Here is a 3,331-nt window from a genome sequence, read left to right as displayed (position 1 = left end):
CGGTAACCACTCGGTGGCCTCCCTCCGGGAGAGCGCCCTCTCGGTGATCGAGCGTGAGCCGACTGCGCAGGTGGACTACCTCGAGTTTCGGGACCCCGACACGCTGGAAGAGCTGGAAAAAGCCGATGCCACCACGCTGCTCGCACTTGCCGTGCGATTTGGCGCTGTACGACTCATAGACAACTGCATTCTTGGGGAGGAATAGACCAATGGACAGAAAAATGCTGAAGAGCAAGATTCACAGGGCGACGGTAACCGGTGCCGATCTCCACTACGAGGGGAGCATCACCATCGACAAGGAGCTGATGGACGCCGCCGACATCATCCCGTACGAGGCCGTCTGCGTGTGGGACGTCGACAACGGCAGCCGTTTCGAGACCTACGCCATCGAAGGGGAGCCCGGCTCCGGCGTCATCTGCATCAACGGCGCCGCCGCCCGGATGGTCGCCCCGCGCGACCTGGTGATCATCGCGAGCTTCGTGAACATGTCCAACGCCGAGGCGCTCGCCCACGAGCCCAAACTGGTCTTCGTCGACGAGAAAAACCGCATGCAGAAGACCCGCAAGGAAGTAGCCGGCCAAGGCAACCTGAAAAGCGTCAGCTGGTAAGAAGATCAGCCGCTAAAGGGTCAGCCGCTAAAAGGGTCAGCCCGTACCAAGGTGAGATGCCCGCCTCAGGTCCCCCCCTTGTTAAAGGGGGGACAGGGGGGATTTGCCTTTTGTCTCGCCGCCGCCCACTATAAATTTCTCGCATCACCTACGCCTGCCGCCTCGCGATTGCCCCGCAATCCAGGCGGCAGTCATGTTATACTGTGCGTGTATTTCCAGAGAGGGGGAACCGTCCATGATCTACGCCGCCTCATACGTGCTGCCCATTTCCTCCCCCCCCATCCCGGGCGGCGCCGTGGCTGTCGACAACGGCGTCATCACCGCGGTAGGCCCTCTGAAGGAAGTCCTCGACGTGGGGCAGCGGCCCGTGGTCGAGCTTCCGGGTAGCACCATCATCCCCGGCTTCGTCAACGCCCACACCCATCTGGAGCTCACCCACTTCCCCGCCTGGAAGGTCCACAAGGAGCTGGACTACCTTCCCAAGACCTATGTCGAATGGATCCAGCAGGTGGTGAAGATCCGGCGCTCGCTGCGCCCGGAAGAACTGGAGCTTTCGGTGCGGGAAGGGCTGCGGCTCTGCCTGGAATCGGGCACCACCGCCGTAGGCGAGATCCTCACCGATTTCAGCCTGGCCCCCCTCTACCGGAGCGCCCCCCTTGCCGCGCGGCTCTTCCTGGAGGCCATTGGGCACGACCCTCTCCACTGTGATTCCCTGTTGGAGAAGATCGAACAGATGCTAAGCACCATGGATGACGGGCTCTTGCGCGGGATTTCGCCGCACACCCCCTACACGGTTTCCGCCCGGCTCTTCAAAGGCGTCCAGGATCTCACCGGGCGGCTGGACATCCCGAAGGCGGTGCACCTCTCCGAACCGGCCGAGGAAGCCACCTTCATGCACGACTCCAGCGGGCCCTTCGCAAAGGTGCTCTTCCCGACGGCCCGTTGGGAGGAATACCTTCCCCACCCGATGCGGACCACCTCTACCCGCTATCTCGACGACCTCGGCGTCCTCGACCAGTCAACCCTCGCCATCCACGCCGTGCACGTGACCCCGGACGACGTCGCCGTCTTGAAAAAGAGAGGAGTTACCGTCGTCCTCTGCCCGCGCAGCAACGACCGCCTCTTCGTGGGGTGCGCACCGCACCACCTGCTGAAGAAGAGCGGCATCCCGCTCGCCATTGGGACCGATTCCCTGGCCAGCAACGATTCGCTCTCCGTGCTGGACGAGATCCGGTTTCTGAGACAACTTGCCCCCGACGAATTCAGCGCAGAAGAGCTTCTTGCCATGGCCACCTTAGGGGGCGCCAAAGCCCTGCAGATCGATAAGTTCGCCGGAAGCCTTGAGAAGGGGAAGCGGGCCGATCTCCTGGTGTTCTCCTCCGGCGCGGCTGGCGAAGACCCCGGCACCGTCCTGCTCGAGCACGGCAAGCTGGAGCAGGTCATCGTGGCCGGCGAGCGCTACCCTCGCCCCTAGCCAGCACCTTCAGTTTTACGTCACCGGAAGTTTTGGCAATTTTCCCGCGCAAATCCGTTCAATCCGCGTCATCCGCGGTCAAAGCAGTTGACCCTGCCTTTATCCGCGTCACCCAGTAGCTTTTTAAAGTCCGATCTGCTAGTATAGGCAAATGGCCGAGAAGCTGATCTGCAACAACAAGAAAGCCTTCCATGACTACTTCATCGAAGAGCGGTACGAGGCCGGCATGGTGCTGCAGGGGACGGAGGTCAAGTCCCTTAGAAGCGGCAAGGCCAACCTGAACGACTCCTTCGCCATGGTGAAGAACGGGGAAGCCTACCTGCACAACTTCCACATCAACCCGTATGACTTCGGGAATCGTGAGAACCACGACCCCGACCGGATGCGGAAGCTGTTGTTGCACAAGAAAGAGATCGTCAAACTCTTCAGCAAGATCAGAGAGCAGGGCTACACCCTGATTCCGCTCAGAGTCTACTTCAAGGACGGCAAAGTAAAGACCGAGCTCGGACTGGCCAAAGGCAAGAAGAACTACGACAAGCGCGAGACCATGAAGCAGAAAGACATGCAGCGCGACGTAGCCCAGGCGATGAAAGAGCGCGGCCGCAGCAAAGAATATTAGGAGCAGGACCATGTTCTAAGGTTTCATGTTTAACCTAGAACCTAGAACATAGAACCTAGAACAGCAGTTAAATCGTTTAAGGGGGTGTAAAGGTTTCGACGGGGGTAAGAAGCGAAGGTTGCATGCCGAGGTCCGGTTGGCTCGTAAAACAAACCGGGACGCATTTAAGCGCCGACAACTACGAATACGCTTTAGCAGCTTAATAACCTGCTAACGATCTGCCGAGCCACTCCCACGGGTGAGGACAGATCGTCATTCTAGTGGGATAGTCCTTGCAAGCGTCCGCGGTGCAAGGGCGAAACAAAGCGGAACCGCCGCTCACCAATCCCGGCCTGTGGAGTCTTGAGTGGTTAAATCAAAAACAGGTATAAGCATGTAGACGCCTTCTGTGTACGATTCTCGGACGCGGGTTCGATTCCCGCCACCTCCACCATTTGAAGGTCCAGCATCATTCAGCAAGGACCGGTAAGTACAGTGAACCCCTGAGAAATCAGGGGTTTTTTGTTGTCAGGTGTCTAACGATGTGCTATGAGTTCTATCAAGGTCCCAGTGGTTTTGGGGGTATATTGGGGGTATCACCCAGCTTGAAAAGAGGAGATACCCCCAGGAGGACTCATGGCAACTACAGAT

The 3,331-nt window shown here is 58.9% G+C and carries 4 protein-coding genes and 1 other RNA gene; all 5 read left to right on the top strand.

Annotated features, from left to right (window positions below; all coding sequences use genetic code 11):
• A partial coding sequence (locus VJ604_RS09195; protein WP_324081810.1) for a pantoate--beta-alanine ligase occupies positions 1-205 on the top strand: 205 nt, incomplete at its 5' end.
• Between the two features lie 4 nt (positions 206-209).
• On the top strand, positions 210-608 hold the full coding sequence (gene panD / locus VJ604_RS09190; RefSeq protein WP_324081808.1) for an aspartate 1-decarboxylase: 399 nt from the start codon (positions 210-212) through the stop codon (positions 606-608).
• 235 nt (positions 609-843) lie between these two features.
• A complete protein-coding gene (locus tag VJ604_RS09185) occupies positions 844-2,082 on the top strand; it encodes an amidohydrolase family protein (RefSeq protein WP_324081806.1) in 1,239 nt (412 codons plus the stop codon).
• Between the two features lie 151 nt (positions 2,083-2,233).
• Complete coding sequence (smpB, locus tag VJ604_RS09180; RefSeq protein WP_324081804.1) at positions 2,234-2,701, top strand: SsrA-binding protein SmpB; 468 nt, start codon at positions 2,234-2,236, stop codon at positions 2,699-2,701.
• Between the two features lie 80 nt (positions 2,702-2,781).
• Positions 2,782-3,134, top strand: a transfer-messenger RNA (tmRNA) gene (gene ssrA / locus VJ604_RS09175).
• Positions 3,135-3,331 lie beyond the last annotated feature (197 nt).

The sequence above is a fragment of the Geomonas sp. genome (assembly GCF_035254065.1).
In the GTDB taxonomy this organism is placed as follows: Bacteria; Desulfobacterota; Desulfuromonadia; order Geobacterales; family Geobacteraceae; genus Geomonas.
Note: the sequence above shows the minus strand (reverse complement) of the source record. Positions and strands in the feature narration are given on the sequence as shown.